Annotated in this window: 3 protein-coding genes; all 3 read left to right on the plus strand. The window is 60.5% G+C overall.

What is annotated here, in order from left to right:
* The first annotated feature begins 350 nt into the window (after positions 1-350).
* The gene (locus tag EOM25_13335; protein ID NCC26157.1) at positions 351-1,517 is read left to right on the plus strand and encodes an ABC transporter substrate-binding protein; all 1,167 of its coding nucleotides are present in this window, start codon (positions 351-353) and stop codon (positions 1,515-1,517) included.
* Positions 1,518-1,565: 48 nt separating this feature from the next.
* Positions 1,566-2,483, plus strand: a complete 918-nt coding sequence (locus EOM25_13340) for a branched-chain amino acid ABC transporter permease (protein NCC26158.1) — start codon at positions 1,566-1,568, stop codon at positions 2,481-2,483.
* Between the two features lie 41 nt (positions 2,484-2,524).
* Positions 2,525-3,414, plus strand: an 890-nt coding sequence (locus EOM25_13345; protein ID NCC26159.1) for a branched-chain amino acid ABC transporter permease, incomplete at its 3' end; no start/stop codon positions are given.

A 3,414-nucleotide genomic window follows, 5' to 3' on the forward strand; every position in this document is an offset into this window, starting at 1 on the left:
ATATTCAAGCCTTCATGGCGAGTAAAACCATTATAATTGATTTTCTATTCATCTCAGGATCGGCATCCAACCGCTTCATAGACAAAGAAAAATTAATTGAAATAATGGAAATTGCCAATAAAAAAATTATGAAAATCAGTCTCTAGGGCCTTCGAATAATAATTTTCGGCCTGTTGTCGACAGACGTTGGCCGCGAGGCCCACGGCTCTGGCCTTGCGATGGGTGACGAAACCGGGTAGCTGTGACGGCCTGGGAGCGACAGGGTGGACGAGTCAAGTCCTTTTTAGGCTTCGTCGTCTCCCCGGTTCCACTCTCCCCGTTTTCACGTCATCATCAGAGGAGCGAAAATCATGAAGAAACAGTGCGCTGTCGTGTTGGCCGTACTTGCCGGAATGCTTCTGGCGAGCCACGTCCTGGCCGCGGATCCGGTCAAGATCGGGATGATCACCACCCTGTCCACCAAGGCCGGGTATCTGGGCGAGGACATCCGGGACGGGTTCCAGCTGGCCATCGACCAGGAAGGCGGAACCCTGGGCGGGGTGCCGGTGGATCTTCTGGTGGAGGACGACGGGGCCAAGCCCGAAAAGGGCAAGCAGATCGCCGAGCGGTTCGAGGTCAAGGACGGGGTCAAGATCATGACCGGCATCGTCTTTTCCAACGTGGCCATGGCTGTGATCCCCAAGGTCGTCCGGGACGGAGTGGTCTATCTGAGCGCCAATGCGGGGCCGTCCAAGCTGGCCGGAGACATGTGCAATCCGAACTATTTCAGCGTGTCCTACCAGAACGACAATCTGGACGAGGTGGTCGGCCAGTACGTGACCGAGGCCGGTTTCACAAACGTCTATCTTCTGGCTCCCAACTATCCGGCGGGCAAGGACCATCTGGCCGGTTTCAAGCGCTACTACAAGGGCAACATCGCCGGCGAGGTCTACACCAAGCTCGACCAGTCGGACTACGCCGCGGAAATCGCCGGCCTGCGGGCGGCCAAGCCCGACGCGGTCTTCTTCTTCCTGCCCGGAGGCATGGGCATCAATTTCCTCAAGCAATACGCCCAGGCCGGCCTGCAACAGGAGATTCCCCTGTTCGGCCCGGCCTTCTCCTTTGACGAGCGCATCCTGGGGGCCGTGGGCGAGGCGGCTCTGGGAGTCAAGAACGGGTCCCAATGGTCCCACGATCTGGACAATCCGGCCAACAAGCAGTTCGTGGAAGCCTTCAAAAAGGCCTATGGCCGGACCCCGACCCTGTACGCCAGCCAGGGCTACGACACGGCTAGGCTCATCGCCTCGGCCCTGAAGAAGACCGGAGGCATAGCCGATCTGGACGCCTTCCGGGCCGCGCTGAAAAAAGCCGATTTCGAGTCGGTCCGGGGGAATTTTTCCTTTGGCACCAACCAGCATCCGGTGCAGGATTTCTATATCCGAGAAGTGATCAAGACCGAGAACGGATACACCAACAAGACCATCAAGAAGGTCTTCTCCAACCACGTCGACGCCTACGCGGACCAATGCTCCATGTAGTCATCTGAAGAAGGGGACCCGGCAACGGGTCCCCTTTTTTTGCCGATCATGCTGCTTTTCCTCGAACAACTCCTGAACGGTCTGCAACTGGGCATCACCCTGTTCCTCATGTCGGCCGGGCTGACCCTGGTTTTCGGCATCATGCGGGTCATCAATCTGGCCCATGGGTCCTTCTACATGATCGGAGCCTATGTGGGGGCCACGGCGATGGCGACCACGGGGTCCTTCCTCCTCGGGCTGGCAGCGGCCTTGCCGGCGGCCGCCCTCGTGGGCATGGCCGTGGAGTGGCTGGTGCTCCGCCATCTCTACGACCGGGATCATCTGGACCAGGTTCTGGCCACCTTCGGATTGATCATGTTCTTCAACGAGTCGGCCCGAATGATCTGGGGACGGCAGCCGCTGTTCATGGATGTTCCCTCCTGGCTGGCCGGTCATGTGACCATTGTGGATGGGCTTTCGTATCCGGTCTACAGGCTGGCGGTCATCGTCGCCGGCTTGGCCGTGGCCGTTTTTCTCTGGTTTCTGTTCGCCCGGACGCGTCTGGGCATGCGCATCAGGGCCGGGGCCACGAACCGGGAGATGGTCGGGGCCCTGGGTGTGAACATCTCGCTTCTCTACACCCTGGTCTTCGGTCTGGGGGCCTTGCTGGCCGGATTGGCCGGGGTCATGGCCGGGCCCATTCTGGCCGTGGAGTCGGGCATGGGCGAGAGCATCCTCATCCTGACCTTTGTGGTCATCGTCATCGGCGGCATCGGGTCGGTCAAGGGAGCCGTGGTCGGGGCCCTGCTGGTCGGGCTGGTGGACACCCTGGGCCGGGCCTTTCTGCCGACCCTGCTCCGTCTGGCGTTTGACTCCTCCACGGCGGACACGGCCGGATCGTCCCTGGCCTCCATGGCCATCTACATCCTCATGGCCATGGTCCTTCTCTGGAAGCCCAGCGGCCTCTTTCCGGTGCAGAGCGCATGAGCCCGGCAACTCGACAGGGGCTCATCCTTGTGGCCGGGGGTATGTTTCTGGCCGCTTTGCCGGGCGTGGCCCAGATTCTGGACCAGCCCTATCTTTTGTCCCTGTTCAGCCGGATCCTCATCTACGCTCTGGCCGCCGTCAGCCTGGACCTGCTTCTCGGGGTGGGCGGCCTGATCAGTCTGGGCCACGCCGCCTATCTTGGCATCGGAGCCTATGTGGTCGGGATATTCTTTCAGCACGGGATGGAGAGCGAGCCGATCCTGGCCTGGCCTTTCCTGATCCAGGGCAGCGAGAACGCCCTGGTGGTCTGGCCAGCGGCCGTGATCGTCTCGGCCCTGCTGGCTTTCATGATCGGCGCCCTGTGCCTGCGGACCAGGGGCATGCATTTCATCATGATCACCCTGGCCTTTGCCCAGATGTTCTACTACTTCTTCGTCTCCTTGGAGAAATACGGCGGGGACGACGGCCTGTCTCTGTATTCCCGCAACACCCTGCCCGGCCTGGACCTCGGCAACGATCTCCATTTCTATTACGTCTGCCTGTTCTTTCTGGCCGTATTTCTGGTTCTGGCGGTCCGGCTGTCGCGGTCCAGGTTTGGCCTAGTCCTTCGGGGGGCCAAGGAGAACGATCGGCGGGTCAACGCCCTTGGCATCAATACCTACTGGTACAAGCTGACCTGCTTCGTCATTGCCGGGGCCGGAGCGGGACTGGCCGGAGCCCTGCTGGCCAACCAGACCGAGTTCGTCAGCCCGGGGCTTCTGCACTGGACCTTGTCCGGGGAATTGATGGTCATGGTCCTTTTGGGAGGGATGGGCACGCTTTACGGTCCGGTGGCCGGAGCGGCCCTGTTCCTGCTTTTGGAAGAGGGCCTGGCCATGTACACCGAGCATTGGATGTTCTTCATGGGACTCATCCTTGTCCTGGTGGTCGT

The organism is Deltaproteobacteria bacterium (genome assembly GCA_009929795.1).
GTDB lineage: Bacteria > Desulfobacterota > Desulfovibrionia > Desulfovibrionales > Desulfomicrobiaceae > RZZR01.